20 protein-coding genes and 1 pseudogene are annotated in these 21,205 nt (G+C 32.0%); 17 read left to right on the top strand and 4 right to left on the bottom strand.

Going from position 1 to position 21,205, the window contains the following annotated elements; all coding sequences use genetic code 11:
* The first annotated feature begins 83 nt into the window (after positions 1-83).
* The 9 genes from mutS to hfq all read left to right on the top strand — a co-directional run bounded on the left by mutS (position 84) and on the right by hfq (position 12,253).
* Complete coding sequence (gene mutS / locus HMPREF3241_RS07100; RefSeq protein ID WP_002489935.1) at positions 84-2,705, top strand: DNA mismatch repair protein MutS; 2,622 nt, start codon at positions 84-86, stop codon at positions 2,703-2,705.
* A 14-nt stretch (positions 2,706-2,719) separates the two neighbouring features.
* On the top strand, positions 2,720-4,657 hold the full coding sequence (gene mutL / locus HMPREF3241_RS07105) for a DNA mismatch repair endonuclease MutL (RefSeq protein WP_002446322.1): 1,938 nt from the start codon (positions 2,720-2,722) through the stop codon (positions 4,655-4,657).
* A gap of 13 nt (positions 4,658-4,670) precedes the next feature.
* The gene (locus HMPREF3241_RS07110; protein ID WP_002446323.1) at positions 4,671-5,204 is read left to right on the top strand and encodes a glycerol-3-phosphate responsive antiterminator; all 534 of its coding nucleotides are present in this window, start codon (positions 4,671-4,673) and stop codon (positions 5,202-5,204) included.
* Between the two features lie 370 nt (positions 5,205-5,574).
* Positions 5,575-6,399: an MIP/aquaporin family protein gene (locus HMPREF3241_RS07115; protein WP_002446324.1), complete on the top strand. Its 825-nt coding sequence runs from the start codon at positions 5,575-5,577 to the stop codon at positions 6,397-6,399.
* Between the two features lie 153 nt (positions 6,400-6,552).
* Complete coding sequence (gene glpK / locus HMPREF3241_RS07120; RefSeq protein WP_002446325.1) at positions 6,553-8,052, top strand: glycerol kinase GlpK; 1,500 nt, start codon at positions 6,553-6,555, stop codon at positions 8,050-8,052.
* Between the two features lie 176 nt (positions 8,053-8,228).
* Positions 8,229-9,902, top strand: coding sequence for a glycerol-3-phosphate dehydrogenase/oxidase (locus tag HMPREF3241_RS07125; protein ID WP_002446326.1), 1,674 nt, complete (start codon positions 8,229-8,231; stop codon positions 9,900-9,902).
* Between the two features lie 221 nt (positions 9,903-10,123).
* A complete protein-coding gene (locus HMPREF3241_RS07130; protein ID WP_032605407.1) occupies positions 10,124-11,050 on the top strand; it encodes an alpha/beta hydrolase in 927 nt (308 codons plus the stop codon).
* 11 nt (positions 11,051-11,061) lie between these two features.
* Positions 11,062-12,060, top strand: coding sequence for a tRNA (adenosine(37)-N6)-dimethylallyltransferase MiaA (miaA, locus tag HMPREF3241_RS07135; RefSeq protein ID WP_002491369.1), 999 nt, complete (start codon positions 11,062-11,064; stop codon positions 12,058-12,060).
* A complete protein-coding gene (gene hfq / locus HMPREF3241_RS07140; RefSeq protein ID WP_001829517.1) occupies positions 12,014-12,253 on the top strand; it encodes an RNA chaperone Hfq in 240 nt (79 codons plus the stop codon). Before miaA ends, hfq begins: the two co-directional genes overlap by 47 nt.
* 218 nt (positions 12,254-12,471) lie before the next feature.
* On the opposite strand, the gene HMPREF3241_RS07145 is transcribed toward hfq, so the two are convergent.
* Positions 12,472-12,951, bottom strand: a complete 480-nt coding sequence (locus HMPREF3241_RS07145) for a glutathione peroxidase (RefSeq protein WP_070853564.1) — start codon at positions 12,949-12,951, stop codon at positions 12,472-12,474.
* Between the two features lie 100 nt (positions 12,952-13,051).
* On the opposite strand from HMPREF3241_RS07145, the gene hflX reads away from it, so the two are divergent.
* The 4 genes from hflX (at position 13,052) to glnA (ending at position 17,760) form a co-directional block, all read left to right on the top strand.
* A complete protein-coding gene (hflX, locus tag HMPREF3241_RS07150; RefSeq protein WP_080280674.1) occupies positions 13,052-14,302 on the top strand; it encodes a GTPase HflX in 1,251 nt (416 codons plus the stop codon).
* A 15-nt stretch (positions 14,303-14,317) separates the two neighbouring features.
* Positions 14,318-15,556, top strand: a complete 1,239-nt coding sequence (locus HMPREF3241_RS07155; protein ID WP_002491370.1) for a methionine gamma-lyase family protein — start codon at positions 14,318-14,320, stop codon at positions 15,554-15,556.
* A gap of 479 nt (positions 15,557-16,035) precedes the next feature.
* A complete protein-coding gene (locus HMPREF3241_RS07160) occupies positions 16,036-16,401 on the top strand; it encodes a MerR family transcriptional regulator (protein WP_001829488.1) in 366 nt (121 codons plus the stop codon).
* Between the two features lie 18 nt (positions 16,402-16,419).
* Complete coding sequence (glnA, locus tag HMPREF3241_RS07165; protein ID WP_002446332.1) at positions 16,420-17,760, top strand: type I glutamate--ammonia ligase; 1,341 nt, start codon at positions 16,420-16,422, stop codon at positions 17,758-17,760.
* A gap of 144 nt (positions 17,761-17,904) precedes the next feature.
* Here glnA and HMPREF3241_RS07170 read toward each other — a convergent pair.
* The 3 genes and pseudogenes from HMPREF3241_RS07170 to HMPREF3241_RS07185 form a co-directional block, all read right to left on the bottom strand.
* Positions 17,905-19,028 (bottom strand): annotated as a pseudogene (locus tag HMPREF3241_RS07170) (tyrosine-type recombinase/integrase).
* Between the two features lie 42 nt (positions 19,029-19,070).
* On the bottom strand, positions 19,071-19,442 hold the full coding sequence (locus HMPREF3241_RS07180) for a hypothetical protein (protein WP_070853566.1): 372 nt from the start codon (positions 19,440-19,442) through the stop codon (positions 19,071-19,073).
* A 170-nt stretch (positions 19,443-19,612) separates the two neighbouring features.
* Complete coding sequence (locus HMPREF3241_RS07185) at positions 19,613-19,963, bottom strand: helix-turn-helix domain-containing protein (RefSeq protein WP_002493723.1); 351 nt, start codon at positions 19,961-19,963, stop codon at positions 19,613-19,615.
* A gap of 164 nt (positions 19,964-20,127) precedes the next feature.
* Between HMPREF3241_RS07185 and HMPREF3241_RS07190 the strand changes: the two genes are divergently transcribed.
* From HMPREF3241_RS07190 to HMPREF3241_RS07205, 4 genes are read left to right on the top strand one after another with little or no spacing between them, the layout of a single operon-like run.
* The gene (locus HMPREF3241_RS07190) at positions 20,128-20,364 is read left to right on the top strand and encodes a helix-turn-helix domain-containing protein (protein ID WP_070853567.1); all 237 of its coding nucleotides are present in this window, start codon (positions 20,128-20,130) and stop codon (positions 20,362-20,364) included.
* Between the two features lie 27 nt (positions 20,365-20,391).
* Positions 20,392-20,670, top strand: a complete 279-nt coding sequence (locus HMPREF3241_RS07195) for a hypothetical protein (protein WP_002493721.1) — start codon at positions 20,392-20,394, stop codon at positions 20,668-20,670.
* Between the two features lie 16 nt (positions 20,671-20,686).
* Positions 20,687-20,881, top strand: a complete 195-nt coding sequence (locus HMPREF3241_RS07200) for a DUF1270 family protein (protein WP_002493719.1) — start codon at positions 20,687-20,689, stop codon at positions 20,879-20,881.
* A gap of 55 nt (positions 20,882-20,936) precedes the next feature.
* Positions 20,937-21,203 carry a hypothetical protein gene (locus tag HMPREF3241_RS07205; RefSeq protein ID WP_002494406.1) on the top strand — a complete coding sequence of 89 codons (267 nt, stop codon included), beginning with the start codon at positions 20,937-20,939 and terminating at the stop codon, positions 21,201-21,203.
* Positions 21,204-21,205: the final 2 nt, after the last annotated feature.

A 21,205-nucleotide genomic window follows, 5' to 3' on the forward strand; every position in this document is an offset into this window, starting at 1 on the left:
TGTTAAAATGAATGAGTTAAAAACCATAAATTGATACATATAATATAAATAAAGATATAAGAATAAGGGTTGTGAAAATAGAAATGGCTAACATTACACCAATGATGCAACAATATTTAAAGATAAAATCTGAATATGATGATTGTTTGCTATTTTTTAGACTTGGAGATTTCTATGAAATGTTCTTTGATGATGCTAAAGAAGCATCAAGAGTACTTGAAATAACATTGACGAAAAGAGATGCTAAAAAAGAAAATCCTATTCCGATGTGTGGCGTACCATATCATTCTGCTGATAATTACATTGAAACATTGATTAATAATGGGTATAAGGTCGCTATATGTGAACAAATGGAAGATCCAAAGCAAACAAAAGGAATGGTTAGAAGAGAAGTTGTAAGAATCGTCACACCAGGAACTGTTATGGATCAAAGTGGTATGGATGAAAAGAAAAATAATTATATTTTAAGTTTTATCGAAAATGAAGAATTTGGATTATGCTATTGTGATGTTTCTACAGGAGAACTCAAAGTAACTCATTTCAAAGATACAGCAACCTTGCTTAATGAGATTACAACAATTAATCCCAATGAAATTGTCATAAAGCAAGCTCTATCTGAAGAATTAAAAAGACAAATCAACATGATAACTGAGACGATTACTGTTCGTGAAGATATATCTGATGAAGATTATGATATGAATCAGTTGACACATCAGTTAATGCATGACACAACTCAATTATTGCTAGATTATATTCATCACACACAAAAGCGAGACTTATCTCACATTGAGGAAGTGATTGAATATGCTGCAGTTGATTATATGAAGATGGATTATTATGCAAAGAGAAATTTAGAGCTGACAGAAAGCATACGATTAAAATCAAAAAAAGGGACCTTGTTATGGTTAATGGATGAGACAAAAACACCAATGGGTGCTAGACGTTTAAAGCAGTGGATTGATCGCCCATTAATTAATAAACAACAAATCAACGACAGATTAAATATTGTTGAAGAGTTTATGGACCGTTTTATTGAAAGAGATACATTACGTAATCATTTAAATCAAGTGTATGACATAGAACGACTTGTAGGAAGAGTGAGTTACGGAAACGTAAATGCAAGAGATTTAATACAACTAAAGCATTCTATATCCGAAATACCTCATATAAAAGCATTACTCAATGAATTGGATGCACAAACTACCACGCAATTTAAAGAATTGGAACCTTTAGATGACTTGTTACAAATTTTAGAAGAAAGTTTAGTTGAAGAGCCGCCTATTTCCATCAAAGATGGTGGTTTATTTAAAAAAGGATTCAACACGCAACTAGATGAATATTTAGAAGCTTCAAAAAATGGTAAAACTTGGCTTGCAGAATTACAAGCAAAAGAACGTGAACGTACAGGTATTAAGTCATTGAAGATTAGTTTTAATAAAGTGTTTGGTTATTTTATAGAAATTACACGTGCAAACTTAAATAATTTTCAACCTGAAGCGTTTGGCTATAATCGAAAACAAACATTATCTAATGCTGAACGATTTATTACGGATGAATTAAAAGAAAAAGAAGATATAATACTTGGTGCTGAAGATAAAGCAGTAGAGTTAGAATATGAATTATTTGTTAAATTACGAGAACACATTAAAACGTACACGGAACGTTTACAAAAGCAAGCGAAAATCATTTCAGAACTTGATTGTTTACAAAGTTTTGCTGAAATTGCTCAAAAATATAATTATGTCAAACCTACATTTAGTGATGATAAAGTTTTACATTTAGAAAACTCAAGACATCCTGTTGTTGAGAGAGTGATGGATCATAATGATTATGTACCTAATGATTGCCATCTTGATGATGAAACGTTTATTTATCTCATTACGGGACCTAATATGTCAGGTAAGTCAACATATATGAGACAAGTTGCTATAATAAGTATCATGGCTCAAATGGGAGCATATGTACCATGTGATTCAGCAACATTACCTATATTTGATCAAATTTTTACTAGGATTGGTGCAGCAGATGACCTTGTATCAGGTAAAAGTACATTTATGGTAGAAATGTTAGAAGCTCAAAAAGCTTTAACTTATGCTACTGAAAATAGTTTAATTATCTTTGACGAAATAGGAAGAGGTACATCCACTTATGATGGTCTTGCGTTAGCGCAAGCGATGATTGAATATGTCGCTCAAACTAGCCATGCCAAGACACTTTTCTCAACACATTATCATGAATTGACTTCACTTGATCAAATGCTTAACTGCTTAAAAAATGTACATGTTGCAGCAAACGAGTATCAAGGTGAACTGATATTTTTGCATAAAGTCAAAGATGGCGCTGTAGATGATAGCTATGGTATTCAAGTGGCAAAATTAGCGGATTTACCTAATGAAGTCATTGATAGAGCGCAAGTTATTTTAAATGCATTTGAGCAAAAACCTTCGTATCAACTTTCTCATCAGGATACTGACAATCAACGTACGGTTCCGTCGTATAACGATTTTGGTCAAATAGAAGAAGAACAATCAGTTATAGAAACGCATACATCAAATCACAATTATGAGCAAGCGACTTTTGATTTATTTGATGGTTACAATCAACAAAGTGAAGTTGAATGTCAAATTCGAGAATTAAATCTATCCAATATGACACCATTGGAAGCCTTAATCAAGCTGAATGAATTACAAAGTCAATTAAAGTAGAAGAGGTGTAAACGATGGGGAAAATAAAAGAACTTGAGACGTCTCTAGCTAATAAAATAGCTGCGGGTGAAGTAGTTGAAAGACCAAGTTCCGTAGTTAAAGAGCTCTTAGAGAATGCAATTGATGCACAAGCGACAGAGATTAATATTGAGGTTGAACAGTCTGGAATTTCAGCAATAAGGGTTGTAGATAATGGCACAGGTATTGCTCAGGAAGATTTAGGGTTAGTATTTCATAGACACGCAACGAGTAAAATAGTCGCAGATGATGATTTGTTCCATATTCGTACTTTAGGGTTTAGGGGAGAAGCTTTAGCTAGTATTTCATCAGTAGCAAAGGTGACATTAAAGACCTGTACTGATAATGAAAATGGACATGAAATATATGCTGAAGATGGTAAAATTATTCATGAAAAACCTGCAAAAGCTAAAAAGGGTACAGATATACAAGTGGAGTCATTATTCTACAATACACCTGCACGTTTAAAATATATAAAAAGTTTGTATACCGAACTAGGTAAAATTACGGACATTGTAAATAGAATGGCTATGAGTCATCCCGAAATTAGAATTTCTTTAGTTTCAGATGGTAAAAAAATTTTAAGTACGAATGGCTCAGGAAGAACAAATGAAGTAATGGCTGAAATTTATGGAATGAAAGTAGCAAAGGATTTAGTGCATATTTCGGGTGATACTAGTGATTATCATCTTGAAGGATTTGTAGCTAAGCCTGAGCATTCAAGAAGTAATAAACATTACATTTCTATTTTCATCAATGGTAGATACATCAAAAACTTTGTACTCAATAAAGCAATTTTAGAGGGGTATCACACATTGCTTACAATAGGAAGATTTCCTATATGTTATATTAACATCCAAATGGATCCTATTTTGGTTGATGTAAATGTTCACCCAACAAAATTAGAAGTGAGACTTTCTAAAGAAGATCAACTTTACGATCTTATCGTAACTAAAATCAGAGAGGCTTTTAAAGACAAAATTCTCATCCCACAAAACGACTTAAATCGTACGCCCAAAAAGAATAAGGTTTTAGAAACATTTGAACAACAAAAGATTAATTTCGAGAAGAAACAATCACAAATTGGAGAAACATCTGCACCATATGTACATGATCAAAAAGATAAGAATCATGATGTTGAGTCGCATAGGAATAATTTAGATTCAACTTCATCGACAAATAATGAAAGTACGGAAGTTTCTAATGAATTAAACAATCACATTGATGATACTTACTTACAAAGTCAAAAAGAAGTATTGTTTGATATGGAACAAGACACATCTAACGAATATGAGATATTAAATCAGCAATCAAAAGATATTAAAGGAACAGTGAGTCAGACACCTCATCGTAGGGTGCCTTATATGGAAATTGTAGGTCAAGTACACGGTACGTATATCATTGCACAAAATGAAAATGGAATGTTTATGATTGACCAACATGCTGCTCAGGAAAGAATTAAATATGAATATTTTAGAGAAAAAATTGGCGAAGTGACAAATGAAGTGCAAAACTTATTAATACCACTCACTTTCCATTTCTCTAAAGATGAACAGATGATTATTGATCAGTACAAAGATGAATTAGATAAAGTAGGAGTACATCTTGAACATTTTGGTGGGCATGATTATATTGTAAATAGCTACCCAGTATGGTTTCCAAAAGTAGAAGCGGAAGAAATTATTAAAGATATGATTGAACTTGTATTAAAACACAAAAGTGTTGATGTGAAGAAAATAAGAGAAGATGCAGCAATCATGATGTCTTGTAAGAAATCAATTAAGGCTAATCACTATTTAAAAAATAATGAAATGGCAGATTTAATTGATCAACTAAGAGAAGCAGAAGATCCTTTTACTTGTCCTCATGGCAGACCGATTATTATCAATTTTTCAAATTACGAATTAGAAAAGTTATTTAAAAGAGTAATGTAGAGGAGTTTTAATTATGAAAGAGAATATTTTGCCAGCTATTAGAAATATGAGAGATTTAGAAAAGTTAATTAAAACAGACTACAAGGCATGTGTTGTGTTAGATATGCATATAGGTCATTTGAAAAGCATTATGGAGTTACTTAAAAGTCATTCGATTGAATGTTATGTACATATCGATTTAATCAAAGGACTCAGTCATGATGAATTTGCTTGTGAGTACATTATTCAACAATATAAACCTAAAGGTATTGTTTCTACAAAAGCAAAGGTCATCAAAAAAGCAAAAATGTTAAATACATTGACGATATTTAGAGTGTTTATTATAGATAGTCAAGCGTTAACAAGAAGTATTGAACTGATTAAAAAAGTAGAGCCTGACTATGTTGAAGTTTTACCTGGTGTTGCAAGTAAAGCAGTGAGTAAAATTCAACAAGAAACATCAGCATCAGTAATAGCTGGTGGTCTTATTGATGAACCATCGGAAATTAGTGAAGCAATTTCCAATGGTGCTAAGTACGTTACTACAAGTTACGAAAAACTTTGGTAATTCATATACTGTTAATGAGAATGCATTTAAGTTTGTTAATCAGCGTATTATCACTTTTTCATGGAATGAGTGGATTTGAATACCGGATGATTAATAACTTAAAGTGCATTCTTTTTTTATGAAAAAAGAAAAATGTACTTTTAAAAAAATTGTTAAACCTTTTATTTAGTACATTAAAAACAAATGCTCACTATATCAATAAAAACTTTAATCAAATATGACAATTTTTTTACAAAATTGTTGACAACGCTTACAACATAATAGTAAACTTATAACAAGTTTAAAAGTTAATATTAGAAGAGAGACGCGGAGATTTCTACAAGTAATATATTTGACGTAGGGGTCTCCCTGTTTTTTGGGAGGAATGTATATGAATGCTTATTTAGCAGAATTTTTAGGTACTGCAATCCTTATTCTTTTTGGTGGTGGCGTTTGTGCAAACGTTAACTTAAAGAGAAGTGCTGGTAACGGTGCAGATTGGATTGTTATTGCATTTGGTTGGGGTTTGGCAGTAACAATGGGCGTTTATGCTGTTGGAACGTTTTCTGGTGCACATTTAAATCCAGCTGTAACAGTTGCTTTAGCCATGGATGGTGGATTTAGCTGGGCACAAGTACCGGGCTATATTGTTTGTCAAATGCTTGGCGGTATTGTTGGTGGAGCTTTAGTATGGTTAATGTATTTACCACACTGGAAAGTTACAGAAGATCCAGCAGTCAAATTAGGTGTATTTTCAACAGCACCAGCTATTAAAAATTATTTTGCTAACTTTTTAAGTGAGATTATCGGGACTATGGCTTTAACATTAGGAATTTTATTTATCGGGGTTAATAAAATTGCTGATGGTTTAAATCCAATTATTGTTGGTAGTCTTATCATAGCAATTGGTTTAAGCTTAGGAGGTACTACTGGTTACGCTATTAATCCAGCCCGTGACCTAGCACCACGTATTGCGCATGCTATTTTGCCAATTCATGGTAAAGGTAAATCTAACTGGTCTTACGCAATTGTACCCGTTCTGGGACCAATGGCAGGCGGTATGTTAGGTGCGATTGTTTACGAAGTATTTTATAAACAAACATTCAATTTTAGTTGTTTCATTGGTTTAATTGTACTTATATTCACACTTATACTTGGTGTGATACTAAATAAGATATCTCAAAATAAAAACAACGATATTGAATCAATTTATTAACATATGGCATTCGTATATATAACCGTATGATTAACGTGATATGTTCATGTGTGTTGAACAATCACATTTAAAAGTCTATTTAATTATCATTTTAGAATGTTTAATTGTTTAGATAATGAATTCATTATTCACTTTTGAAGGAGTCATATACCTATGGAAAAATATATTTTATCAATTGATCAAGGAACTACGAGTTCACGTGCGATACTTTTTAATAAAGAAGGAGAAATTAAAGGTGTTTCTCAAAGAGAATTTAAACAACACTTTCCACATCCAGGCTGGGTAGAACATGATGCTAATGAAATATGGACATCTGTTCTATCAGTTATGGCTGAGTTACTTAATGAAAACAATATTAATGCAAATCAAATTGAAGGTATTGGTATTACAAACCAACGTGAAACGACAGTTGTATGGGATAAAAATACAGGTCGTCCAATCTATCACGCTATTGTTTGGCAATCACGTCAGACACAGGATATTTGTACAAATTTAAAGGAACAAGGCTATGAAGAAACATTTAGAGAAAAAACAGGTTTACTTTTAGACCCGTACTTTGCGGGAACTAAAGTAAAATGGATTCTTGATCATGTTGAAGGTGCTAGAGAAAAAGCTGAAAATGGTGATTTACTCTTCGGAACAATCGATTCATGGTTAGTATGGAAATTGTCAGGGCGTACTGCTCATATTACAGATTACACAAATGCAAGTCGTACATTAATGTTTAATATTTATGACCTAAAATGGGATGATGAGTTGTTAGAACTCTTAGATATTCCTAAACAAATGTTACCTGAAGTTAAAGAATCAAGTGAAATTTACGGGAAAACTATCGACTATCACTTCTTTGGTCAAGAAGTACCTATTGCTGGTATTGCCGGTGACCAACAAGCAGCATTATTTGGTCAAGCATGTTTCGACCGTGGTGATGTAAAAAATACATACGGCACAGGTGGATTTATGCTAATGAATACTGGTGAAGAAGCAGTTAAGTCTGAAAGTGGCTTGTTAACAACCATTGCATACGGTTTAGATGGAAAAGTTAATTATGCACTTGAAGGTTCAATTTTCGTATCTGGTTCTGCTATCCAATGGCTACGAGATGGTTTGAGAATGATTAATTCTGCGCCACAAACCGAAAACTATGCTTCAAGAGTAGAGTCAACTGAGGGTGTTTATATGGTTCCAGCATTTGTTGGTTTAGGTACACCTTATTGGGATTCAGAAGCAAGAGGTGCTATTTTCGGATTATCTCGTGGTACGGAAAAAGAACATTTCATTCGTGCTACATTAGAATCTTTATGTTATCAAACAAGAGATGTTATGGAAGCTATGTCTAAGGACTCAGGTATTGAAGTTCAAAATTTACGCGTTGATGGTGGTGCTGTAAAAAATAACTTCATTATGCAGTTCCAAGCAGATATCGTAAATTCATCTGTTGAAAGACCTGAAATCCAAGAAACAACAGCACTTGGTGCTGCATATTTAGCTGGATTAGCTGTTGGATTCTGGGATGATAAAGAGGATATCCGTGAACGTTGGAAACTTCAAACTGAGTTCAAACCAGAAATGGATGAAGATCAACGTCATAAACTTTATAGTGGTTGGAAAAAAGCTGTTAAGGCGACTCAAGTATTTAAATTAGAAGATTAAGCTATGTTTTAGACTTTTTAAATCTTTAAATGGACTTGATTTTCTTAACTGTGTTATAATTTAGATAAGTTAATAAGAAAATCGAGAAACGAGAGATTTGTTCGTACAAAACAATTTAATGTTATTGTGGGGATAAATTTCTCGTTTTTTATTTATAACTAGGAGGCGTTTAGATAATGTCATTATCTACATTGAAAAGGGATCATATAAAAAAGAATTTAAGAGACACTGAATACGATGTTGTTATCGTAGGTGGCGGTATTACAGGTGCAGGTATTGCTTTAGATGCAAGCAATCGTGGGATGAAAGTAGCTTTAGTAGAGATGCAAGACTTTGCACAAGGTACAAGTTCACGCTCAACTAAACTTGTACATGGTGGTTTAAGATATTTAAAACAACTGCAAGTAGGGGTAGTTGCAGAAACAGGTAAAGAACGTGCTATTGTTTATGAAAATGGTCCGCATGTGACAACACCAGAATGGATGCTTTTACCTATGCATAAAGGTGGTACATTTGGTAAGTTCTCAACTTCTATTGGACTAGCTATGTACGATCGTCTAGCTGGTGTCAAAAAATCTGAACGTAAAAAAATGTTATCTAAGCAAGAAACGTTAAATAAAGAACCTTTAGTTAAACGTGATGGATTAAAAGGCGGTGGCTACTATGTAGAATACCGTACTGATGATGCGCGTTTAACTATTGAAGTTATGAAAAAAGCTGCTGAAAATGGAGCAGAAATCCTTAATTATACAAAATCAGAACACTTCACTTATGATTCTAATAAGAAAGTAAATGGTATTGAAGTATTGGATATGATTGATGGCGAAACGTATGCGATTAAAGCTAAAAAAGTTATTAATGCTTCAGGTCCATGGGTTGATGAAGTGAGAAGTGGCGATTATGCTCGTAACAATAAGCAATTAAGATTAACTAAAGGTGTGCACGTTGTTATAGATCAATCTAAATTCCCATTAGGTCAAGCAGTATACTTTGATACTGAAAAAGACGGACGTATGATTTTCGCAATTCCACGTGAAGGAAAAGCTTATGTAGGAACAACTGACACATTTTATGATAATGAAAAAGCAACTCCTTTAACAACACAAGAAGATAGAGACTATTTAATTAATGCAATTAACTACATGTTCCCAACAGTTAATGTTAAAGATGAAGATATTGAATCAACATGGGCAGGTATTCGTCCGTTAATTCTTGAAAAAGGTAAAGATCCTTCTGAAATCTCACGTAAAGATGAAGTTTGGGAAGGTGAATCTGGATTATTAACTATAGCAGGCGGTAAATTAACTGGTTATCGTCATATGGCACTAGAAATTGTTGATCTATTAGCTAAACGTTTAAAACAAGAATACGGGTTGAAATTTGAATCATGCGCCACAAAATATCTAAAAATTTCCGGTGGTGACGTTGGCGGAAGCAAAAACTTTGAACACTTTGTTGAACAAAAAGTTGATGCAGCTAAAGGATTTGGAATTGATGAAGATGTGGCACGTCGCTTAGCAAGTAAATATGGTTCAAATGTGGATCAACTATTTAATATTGCTCAAACGGCACCATACCATGATAGTAAGTTGCCATTAGAAATTTATGTTGAATTAGTTTATAGCATTCAACAAGAAATGGTTTACAAACCAACTGACTTCTTAGTACGTCGTTCTGGCAAATTATACTTTAATATTCAAGATGTGTTAGATTATAAAAATGCTGTGATAGATGTTATGGCAGATATGCTTAATTATAGTGAAACTCAAAAAGAGGCTTATACTAAAGAAGTAGAAGTTGCGATTGATGAGGCACGTACAGGTAATGATCAACCCGCAACTAAAGCTTAATCATTCCTATTGATTGTATATCTAATAGATTATAATAAACTACTTGTAGATGGAGGAGACCTTTTTATCTGCAAGTAGTTTTTTATTTTAATACTATAAACTTCTAAAACCTCAATGTGCGTACGATTTGATATGATATCTCACACACGGTATATTAAATATGATATAGGTTGATGTACTATAAATGACATAACAAATAAAAAGGAATGGGGGCATATGTTGTGAGTCAAAGTCATTTTAAAATAACAGTTGAAGATGGAACAATGATAGAGGTGAAAATTGATAAAGCAAAAAAGAGTACTATTGGTATTGTTCATCTTTTCCATGGCATGGCTGAACATATGGACCGTTATCAAGAGTTAGTTGAAGCTTTAAATACACAAGGTTATGATGTTGTCAGACATAATCACCGTGGACATGGTAAAGAAATAGATGAGAATGAACGTGGTCATTTTAATAGCATGAATCAAATTGTAGATGATGCTTATGAAATCATTGAGACATTATATCTTGAAGAGCTCAATGTACCCTATATTATCATAGGTCATTCAATGGGCTCCATTATTGCTAGATTATTTGTTGAAAAGTATCCTGACATTGCTCAAGGTTTAATTCTTACAGGAACAGGTATGTTCTCCAAGTGGAAAGGCGTTCCCATACGTATAGCGATGAAGATAGTTACATTTATTTTTGGAAAACGACGTCGACTCAAATGGGTGAATCAATTATTGAATAAAACTTTCAATAAAAAAATCACTCAACCTCGAACAGAAAGTGATTGGATTTCTACACGTCAAGATGAAGTTGATAAATTTGTGGAAGATGAATTTTGTGGATTCAAAGTATCAAATCAGCTCATTTATCAAACTTTAAAGACCATGATGAAAACAGCAGAACGACAACAATTAAAAAGAACAGACAAAAATCTACCTATACTATTTATTTCTGGGAAAGATGATCCGTTTGGTGAATATGGTAAAGGTATAAAGCATTTAGCTAGATTATATAAAAGGGCAGGTATTAAACATATAACAGTACAACTATATAAACATAAGCGTCATGAAATATTATTTGAAGAAGATTATTTGAAAACTTGGCAACACATGTTTGAATGGATGGAAAAGCAAATTTTGAAAAAACAAAAGTGAGTGAATCTTAAATGACTGAAATGACAAAGCCTTTTTTAATCGTTATTGTAGGTCCAACGGCTTCAGGTAAAACTGAGTTAAGTATTGAAGTTGCTAAAAAATTTAACGGAGAAATTATTAGCGGAGATTCAATGCAGGTCTATCAAGGCATGGATATTGGTACAGCAAAAGTTACAACTGAAGAAATGGAAGGTATACCACATTATATGATAGATATCTTGCCTCCGGATGCTTCTTTTTCTGCATATGAATTTAAAACAAGGGCAGAAAAATATATTAAAGATATTACTGGAAGAGGCAAGGTGCCTATTATAGCAGGAGGAACAGGACTATATATACAATCTCTCTTATATAACTATGCTTTTGAAGATGAATCCATATCTGATGATAAAATGAAGCAAGTTAAATTAAAATTAACAGAACTTGAGCAGCTTAATAATAATAAGCTTCACGAATATTTAGCTTCATTCGACAAAGAATCAGCCAAGGATATACATCCTAATAACAGAAAAAGAGTGTTGCGAGCAATAGAATATTATTTGAAAACAAAAAAACTTTTAAGTTCTCGCAAGAAAGTGCAACAATTTACTGAAAATTATGATACATTATTAATAGGGATTGAAATGTCGCGTGAAACATTATATTTAAGAATAAATAAACGTGTTGATATTATGTTGGGCCACGGATTATTTAATGAAGTGAAACATCTCGTTGAACAAGGTTTTGAAGCGAGTCAAAGTATGCAAGCCATTGGGTATAAAGAGCTTGTACCCGTTATAAAGGGAAATATAAGCATGGAAAGTGCTGTAGAGAAATTAAAACAGCATTCACGACAATATGCTAAAAGACAGTTGACTTGGTTTAAAAATAAAATGAATGTTCATTGGTTAAATAAAGAAAGGATGTCACTTCAAATGATGTTAGATGAGATTACAACCCAAATAAATAAAAGGAGTTCTAACCATGATTGCAAACGAAAACATCCAAGACCAAGCACTAGAGAACTTTAAATCGGAAAAAACTGAAGTCACAATTTTCTTTTTAAACGGCTTTCAAATGAAAGGTGTCGTTGAAAATTATGACAAATATGTTGTAAGTTTAAATTCTCAAGGTAAGCAACATCTGATTTACAAACATGCGATCAGCACTTTCACTGTAGACAATGAATCGTCTGAAGCAACTGAAGTGAATAGTGAAGAATAAAAAGTTGTAATCAAAGTGCATTCATAATGCATCAACTCAATAGAAGTCATATTTTGACTTATTTAAGAATGTTATTAAATATTGAAGCACATGTTTTAAACGTAGCACTTTAACACAAACCAAGGAATGTTTGTAATAAAAAATGCTTCATCTAATGTAAATATTGAATTTATTAATTCAGTTCAAAAACATTAGATGAAGCATTTTCTTTTTAAAATTTATGATAGTAATTTTTCAATTTCAGACTTTATTTGTTCCGGTTTCTTTTGAGGGGAAAAACGTTTAATCACATTACCTTCACGGTCGATTAAGAATTTAGTGAAGTTCCATTTGATTTTTTCGTTTATCATACCTTTAGCAGCGTCTGTTAAAAAGCGGAATAATGGATGTTGATTATCACCTTTAACATCAACTTTTTCATGAATAGGGAAAGTCACACCATAGTTAATTTTGCAATTTTGAGCAGCTTCTTCCCCCGAGCCTGGTTCTTGACAACCAAATTGGTTACATGGAAATCCTAAAATAATAAATCCTTGATCCTTATACTCATCATATAACTTCTGTAAACCCTCGAATTGAGGTGTAAAACCACATTCGCTAGCAGTGTTGACAATAAGCATAACGTCACCCTTATACTGCTCTAATTTATAACTTTCACCATTGTTTTTTTCTACAACGAAATCATAAATACTTTCCATATTATCACCCTTTCGCTATACATCTAATTTAACACAATTTGTGTAGTTAGTCTTTGTTCACACTCTATGATAAAATGTCTTGAGTAACTTTTAAAAGGAGATGTATAACGTGACACAGCATGCGACCTATGAAACAAAAAATATTCGAGAAACTGCTGTATTAATCGGTGTACATGCTCAAACGGATCGTCAATTTAATTTTGAATCTACTATGGAAGAGCTTGATGCTTTATCACAAACTTGCCAACTTAATGTTAAAGGACAAATCACTCAAAATAGAGAGCAATTTGACCATAAATATTATGTTGGAAAAGGAAAAATCGATGAAATAAAATCTTTCATAGAATTCCATGATATAGATGTTGTCGTAACCAATGATGAATTAACGACGGCACAGTCTAAAACGTTAAATGATAATTTGGGCATTAAAATCATCGATAGAACCCAATTAATTTTAGAGATATTCGCGTTGCGAGCGAGAAGTAGAGAGGGAAAGCTACAAGTTGAACTTGCACAACTCGACTATTTGTTACCAAGACTACAAGGTCATGGTAAAAGTCTATCTCGTCTTGGTGGTGGCATAGGAACAAGAGGTCCAGGTGAAACAAAGTTAGAAATGGATCGTCGCCATATTAGAACACGTATGAATGAGATTAAACATCAATTAAAAACGGTCGTGGATCATCGGGAAAGATATAGAAATAAACGTGAACAAAATCAAGTTTTTCAAATCGCTTTAGTTGGTTATACAAATGCGGGTAAATCGTCATGGTTTAATGTTTTAGCTAATGAGGAGACCTATGAAAAAAATATTTTGTTTGCAACATTAGATCCCAAAACACGACAAATACAAGTGAATGAAGGATTTAATTTAATTATTTCTGATACGGTAGGATTTATTCAAAAATTACCAACGACTTTGGTGGCTGCGTTTAAATCTACACTAGAAGAAGCTAAAGGTGCAGACATACTTATGCATGTCGTCGATGCAAGTCATTCGGAATACCGTACTCAAATTGACACTGTAAATCAAATCATTAATGATTTAGAAATGGATCATATTCCACAAGTAGTTATTTTTAATAAAAAAGACTTATGTAACGAACAGATGGATGTACCTGTATCTAAATCTGCGCATGTTTTTGTATCTAGTCGTGATGAAAATGATAAAGAAAAGGTAAAAAAATTAGTAATTCAAGAAATAAAAAATAGTCTCAGCCCATACGAAGAAATTGTAGACAGTGCTGATGCAGATAGATTATATTTTCTTAAACAACATACGCTTGTTACTGAATTAATATTTGACGAAACGCAAGCATCTTATCGTATCAAAGGATTTAAAAAATTATAAAAAGGAAGACAGATTATGCAAGATTTTAGCAATTTAGTTGAAGAAGTTGAAAACACACTTATTCCTTACTTTAAGAAAATTGAAAAGCGTGCATTATTTAATCAAGAAAAGGTCTTAAATGCTTTTCACCATGTTAAAGCTAGCGAAAGTGATTTACACGGGTCTACGGGTTATGGATATGATGATTTTGGGAGAGACCATTTAGAAGAAATTTATGCGCACACATTTAAAGCAGATGACGCACTTGTTAGACCTCAAATTATATCAGGTACCCACGCTATTACTTTAGCCTTACAAAGTACGTTAAAAAACAATGATGAACTACTTTATATTACAGGTAGTCCATATGATACACTTCTTGAAGTCATTGGCATAAATGGCAATGGTGTTGAAAGTCTTAAAGAATATGGTGTTCGCTATAATGAAGTCGAATTACGTGACGGTCGAATTGATATTCCTAAAGTCATCACTGAAATTAATGACAATACAAAAGTTGTAGCAATTCAGCGATCAAAAGGATATGATCAACGTCCATCAATTACAATAAATGAAATTGAACAAGCAATAAAATCAATTAAAGAGGTTTATCCCAATATCATTATTTTTGTTGATAATTGTTATGGGGAATTTGTAGAAGAAAAAGAACCAATTGAAGTAGGTGCTGATTTAATCGCCGGATCATTAATTAAAAATCCAGGTGGAGGTTTAGCTAAAATTGGAGGATATATTGCTGGTAGACAAGATTTAATTGAACGCTGTGGTTATCGTTTAACAGCACCAGGCATTGGTAAGGAAGCAGGTGCCTCACTTAATTCTCTACAAGAAATGTATCAAGGATTCTTTCTAGCACCACATGTGGTTAGCCAAAGTTTAAAAGGTGCACTGTTTACTAGTTTGTTATTAGAAAAACTAAACATGAAGACCTCCCCTAAATATAATGTTTATCGTACAGACTTAATTCAAACGGTTCAATTTGAGACGAAAGAGCAAATGATTTCATTTTGTCAAAGTATACAACACGCTTCACCAATTAACGCACATTTTAGTCCAGAACCTAGCTATATGCCTGGATACGAAGATGATGTCATCATGGCTGCAGGTACATTTATTCAGGGCTCATCTATTGAATTATCTGCAGACGGACCTATACGCCCGCCTTATGAAGCATATGTTCAAGGTGGTTTAACTTATGAACATGTCAAATTAGCTGTTACGCGTGCGGTGCAAGATATGCAAGATAACAATTTACTATAATTTTTAAGAGATTGAGATCAAAGTATAAAAGATTAGGCTCAATATAAGGATATAGCATAAAAGCATTCTCGTATGATTCATTAAATCATCAAAGAAAGATCATATAAATGATAACGATGTTATAAGGAGTTTGTTTTCGATAAGATTTTCGACTCCCCAAAAGTAATAGATATAAAGAGAATGGACGATGTTCTAGCCTTATTCTTAGAGTTGTTACGCCTAAGATAAAAGTTATTAAGCTTAGTTATACTTTGAAAAGCAATCTCTTTTTATTTCGAACAATATAAATTGTCGGAAAATTATAAAATTTTTGTGTTATAAGCCATTCTCATTTCTAATTTTAATTAATTACTAATAAATAAACATTGATATAATAAGGTTTAGAAGGTTTATGTCAGAAAACCTTACATACTTTTGTAATTAAAGTAAAACTATGCTAAATTAATAACAAGTTCAAAAGTAGAGGAGAGGTTCAAGGAATGTCTAATGATTCAATCAGACGAAACATGGCCGTTTTCTCTATGAGTGTGGTTAGTAAATTGACTGATTTATCACCAAGACAAATTCGTTACTATGAAACACATGAACTTGTGATGCCCGAAAGAACAGATGGAAATAAGAGATTATTTTCTATGAACGATTTAGAGAGGTTGTTAGAAATAAAGTCTCTTATCGAAAAGGGATTTAATATTAGAGGTATTAAACAAATTATATTCGATGAGCAAGGGCATTTAACTACTGATGAACAAGAGACAAGAAAGAGAATGATTGTTGACGCAACGCAGAAACCACGTAGTGAAACATTACCAATAAATCGTGGCGATTTATCACGATTTATTAAATAAAATTGGAGGATTTATACCATGCCAAAACGTAGTTTTACAAAAGATGATATTCGTAAATTTGCTGAAGAAGAAAACGTAAGATATTTAAGATTACAATTCACTGATATTTTAGGGACTATTAAAAATGTTGAAGTTCCAGTAAGTCAATTAGAAAAAGTATTAGACAATGAAATGATGTTTGATGGTTCATCTATTGAAGGTTTCGTTCGTATCGAAGAATCAGATATGTATTTACATCCTGATTTAGATACTTGGGTTATTTTCCCTTGGACTGCTGGACAAGGAAAAGTAGCACGACTAATCTGTGATGTATTTAAAACAGATGGTACACCATTTGAAGGTGATCCACGAGCTAACTTGAAGCGTGTATTAAGAAGAATGGAAGACATGGGCTTTACTGATTTTAATCTAGGACCTGAACCAGAATTTTTCTTATTTAAATTAGACGAAAAAGGCGAACCTACATTAGAATTAAACGATGATGGTGGTTATTTCGATTTAGCTCCTACAGATTTAGGTGAAAATTGTCGTCGTGACATCGTATTAGAATTAGAAGATATGGGCTTTGATATTGAAGCAAGCCACCATGAAGTAGCGCCAGGTCAACATGAAATTGACTTTAAATATGCAGACGCTGTTACAGCATGTGATAATATCCAAACATTTAAATTAGTTGTTAAAACAATTGCACGTAAGCATAATTTACATGCCACATTTATGCCAAAACCATTATTTGGTGTAAACGGAAGTGGTATGCACTTCAACGTATCACTATTTAAAGGAAAAGAGAATGCGTTCTTTGATCCTGAAGGTGATTTACAATTGACTGATACTGCTTATCAATTTACAGCTGGTGTCCTTAAAAACGCTAGAGGATTCACTGCAGTATGTAATCCAATCGTCAACTCATATAAACGTCTTGTACCAGGTTACGAGGCACCATGTTATATTGCATGGAGTGGTAAAAACCGTTCACCTTTAGTACGTGTTCCAACATCTAGAGGTCTATCAACTCGTATTGAAGTACGTTCAGTTGATCCTGCAGCTAACCCGTACATGGCATTAGCAGCAATTTTAGAAGCAGGATTAGATGGCATTGAGAATAAACTTGAGGTTCCAGAAGCAGTAAACCAAAATATCTACGAAATGAATCGTGAAGAACGAGAAGCAGTTGGTATCCAAGACTTACCTTCAACTTTATACACTGCGTTAAAAGCAATGCGTGAAAATAAATCAATTAAAAACGCTTTAGGTAATCATATTTACAATCAATTTATTAACTCAAAATCTATTGAATGGGATTACTATAGAACTCAAGTATCCGAATGGGAAAGAGAACAGTATATTAAGCAATACTAAGCGCTAAACAATTTCAGGGAAAACCTAATAGGGGTAAGGAGTTAAGGCATTTTGCCTTAGCTTCTTTTTTATATAAAAGTGGGCAACTTATATATATAATGATTCTAAATTTTACTTGAATGGGCAACTATTGGGCAACTAATTTTAAAATACATTCTTAATATACTTCTCAAAGTTTTCTTTAGCATTATCATTCATTTTTTTAGTAACGTGACTATAAACTTCACTAGTAATAGCTTCAGATTTATGACCTAAACGTTCTTGAATTACTTTCATAGGTACATTGCTTTCTAGAAGTAAGGTAGCGTGTGTGTGTCTTAGTTTGTGAATACTTAATTCATTTCCTTTACCAAGTAATCTTTTAGTGACATACATCATAGTATTATGTGTGGTTGAACGTGGAAGCGGCTCACCAAATTCATTGCAAAATATGTAATCATAGGAATTATTATAGAAGTCTGAATTAGCTATCTTATTACCATTTTGTAATGTTTTAAGCTTAAATAATTCATTAGCTAATTCATTTGATATAAATATAATTCTGTTTTCCTTATTTTTAGTAGGGCCGAATTTATTTCTTTTTTGATCATAAGATTTTGTGATTGAAATTGTTTTTAATTTTCTATCATAATCTTTCCAACATAATGCACTAGCTTCACCAATACGCATACCTGTTTCTATTAAAGTTCTAAATAAAAAATATTGATATACATCTCTTTTTTTAACCATTGCTAAAAAAGGCTTAACTTTATCTTTAGGTAAGTACTTTGCTTTATCCTTAATTTTTAAATCTTTATGATTCAGTGTAATTCCTTCGCAAGGATTGAAGTATATTAATCTATCATACTTAGCTCTTTCAAGGCTACGCTTTAGCAAATTGTGAGTTTTAGATAAAGTAGATTTACTATAACCTTTTTCTATTAAATGATTGATAAAACTTTGGTGCATAGATGGTGTAATGTCTTTAATATTAATATCATTATAGAAATCTAATATTCTTTTTTTGAAAATTGTTCAATTTCAAAACTACTATCACTAATTTTATTTTTACGCCAAGTATTTAGATAGTATTCAAGCCATGCAGTTAAAGTGTAGCTTTTTTCTTCTTTATAGCCCTTATTTAATTTACTTTCAATTTCAATAGCTGCTTTTTTGGCTTCAGTCTTCGTTCTATAACCGGATTTAGATATATATTTTTTATCTCCATTATGGTCTTTAAAATGTACTTTAAAACGCCATTTATTTCCTCTTTTTTCAAATGATGCCATTTTATCACTCCCTAGATGTATATTCCTTAAGTTGAAAATAAGCTAATTATCAATGGCATTAATTAGATTTAAATTAGGATATTTGATTTTGTAAAAAGTTATAGTTTGTTTAATAAAAATTGAAGTAGTATTAAAGTAGATTGCTAATTTTGAGTATGAATTTAATTGAGGATTTTTAATAGCTTCGATGAGTTGATCTAGAGGAATAAATTCACTTACAGAACTGATGGCTAGAGAGTTAAGTTTATTTATCTGTCGAGTACTATACGAAACTACTTTTTCATTTACTGTTAAATCAGGAATAATAGATTTACTTATATATAAATTATTACCACATATAAAGCTATTTAATTTTTCGGGGCAGTCTATATACTTTACTTCAATTTTATTTATCATCTCCTTGCAATTATGCATAGTAGATCACTTCCTTTTCAGTTTATTTTTATAAAATTGAAATTTTAAATTTTTATGTTTATCATCACTAATCTATAGAGAAGTAAACTATATGCTAAAAATATATATAATAAAAAAGAGACACAATTATACTAATAAAATAGGTATTAGTAATAAATTAGCGTCTCTTTTTATTTATCGCTTTTATTATCTTTTATAAAGTTTATGAAATTTATTATTTGCTTCATTTCTTCATCTGTTACATCATCACTTATATGTGCTGCAATAATTTCTCCATTATGACTTAATCTTTTATCGTCATCACTGAGGCGTTCAGGGTTAACATCATAGCCTAAAAGCCAAGCTTCACTTACATCAAGCACTTTTGCTAAAATATAAATTTTATCTTGTTTAGCTTCGTATTTTCCATTTAAATAATCACTAATTGAATTACGTCCAATACCTGTCAACCTTGATAATTCAGATTGCGAATATTTTTTAGAATCAATAGCTTCGCGTAATCTGTTTTTAAAACAGTTCATATTTCTGAACACCTCCTTTAAATATAATACTACTAAATTAGAGAACTTACAATTATATTCAACAAATTTTGTACAGAAAAATGAAAAATATATGTTGACTATTTTAAACTACAATGCTTTAATAAAAATGTACGGAAAGCCGAACAAGTAAGGAGGTGATTTAGATGAGTTATACATTTGATTATAGTTTGCTTTGTGAAAGAATGGCAGAATATAGACATAGTCAAAGCTCATTAGCTAACGCTATTCCGATATCACGGACTTCAATAAATCATAAATTGAAAGGGAAAAATTCATTCACTCAATGGGAAATCAAAAGAATTTGCGAACTACTTGAAATTTCACCTAATAAAGTGGGATTATATTTTTTTAATCAAAACGTTCAGAAAACTGAACAATAGAAAATTTTAATTATGGAGGAACAACTTATGAGCAATATTGCAATTGAAATTAAAGATGATTTTATTAATGAGTTAGTGCAGTCAAAGGTGGAAAGTATTTTAGAAAATTACAAACGTCAATACGCTTCAATTGATATTAAAGATCTAGTAACAATTACAGGGCTAAGTAAGTCAACTCTACAAAATAAAATTGTATGTGAACCTGAAATTGTAGAAATTACACGTCGAATTGGAACAAGAGTGATTTATCTATATCCACAAATCTTAGATGCTTATCAAAAAGTAATTAATAGAATCAGCAATTAAAGGAGGTGAGGACATCATGTGCAAATCATTTATTTCATTCGTCATTGCTAATTTGATTTTTGTAACCATGTCAATTTTATTAGCGATGATTGGATTATATTTCACAACTGCTATTGGTACTGCTGCACTATTAGCTATCATGACTTTTCTTTTATATGATAATTATTTCTTTCAAGAAATAAAAAAGACCATTAAGCACGGCAATGCTTAACAGTCAGTTAGAAAAATAACCAACTAAATTATAACAACTTTGGAGGACAACAACAATGACAATGACACCTAGACAAAAAATGTACGATATCTACCAAAACTTATTTAATGAATTTCAGAATACAAACCAATGCTGTTTATTGGAAATTGAAAAGACTCCTAGAAATGAATTAATCATAAACTTTTTACATTATCATAATAGATATAAAACAAATAATAAGTTATTACAGATTTTTGAAGTAAAACCAGAATCACATGAACGTATGCAAAATTATATTATTGCAGTTATGCGTGGACAAATTTTAGTAAAAAAAGGGGCTTGATC

The organism is Staphylococcus sp. HMSC34G04 (genome assembly GCF_001838765.1).
GTDB lineage: Bacteria > Bacillota > Bacilli > Staphylococcales > Staphylococcaceae > Staphylococcus > Staphylococcus epidermidis.